Origin of the sequence: Limosilactobacillus panis DSM 6035, from assembly GCF_001435935.1 — a bacterium.
Lineage (GTDB): Bacteria > Bacillota > Bacilli > Lactobacillales > Lactobacillaceae > Limosilactobacillus > Limosilactobacillus panis.
Genome location: NZ_AZGM01000143.1, coordinates 1 through 806 on the forward strand (window position 1 = coordinate 1; position 806 = coordinate 806).

Here is an 806-nt window from a genome sequence, read left to right on the forward strand (position 1 = left end):
GTACGGTGGTGTGAGAGGTCGGTAATTGAACTAATCAATTACCTCCTACTCGATTTTTTTAACCTTTTAATCGAACACATGTTTCGAGATATGATATAAATTTTTCTTAACAAAGAGTGGTGTTCAGGTATTAATCAACTTTGTCGACTAGCCGATGACGAAAGATTGTGGTGAGAATGACACAAATTATAAAGGGGATCAAACTTCGCCTATATCCCAATGCCCGGCAAAGGGAACAATTGTGGCAAATGTTTGGTAACAATCGCTTTGTTTGGAACCAAATATTGGCGATGGCCAAGGAACGATATCAGAATAATCCCAGTAGTCACTTCGTTAATGAATACGGGATGAATTATCTACTGAAGAGGCTTAAGCAGGAATACCCATTCTTTAGGGCGAGTGACTCAACTAGCTTCCTCGTCGTCAATCATAATCTCGCCCAAGCCTTTAAGATGTTATTTAAACGCCAAGGCGGTTACCCACGTTTTAAATCACGTCGCGCTATTCGCCAAGCTTATACTGGGCGGTCAGTTTGTCGGGTCCTTGCTAAACGGCGGGTTAAGTTGCCTAAGCTGGGCAGCATTCGGACCAGTAAAACAACATTGTTAGCTAATGGCAAGATTAAGTGCTATACGGTTTGCCTTGAGCCCACCGGCCGTTACTATCTGTCATTACAAGTGGCGGTTAAGGCTCCCGAACACTTAAGGAAGACGGGAAAAGCAGTCGGGATAGATGTTGGCATTGCCGATTTAGCCATTAGTTCTGATGGGATTAAGTACGGAACTTTTAATGCTAAATGGGCAGAA

The 806-nt window shown here is 43.1% G+C and carries 1 protein-coding gene; it reads left to right on the forward strand.

Annotated features, from left to right (window positions below; translation table 11 throughout):
* Positions 1–176 precede the first annotated feature (176 nt).
* Positions 177–806: RNA-guided endonuclease TnpB family protein (locus FD32_RS10365; RefSeq protein ID WP_235803799.1), on the forward strand; the 630-nt coding region annotated here is incomplete at its 3' end.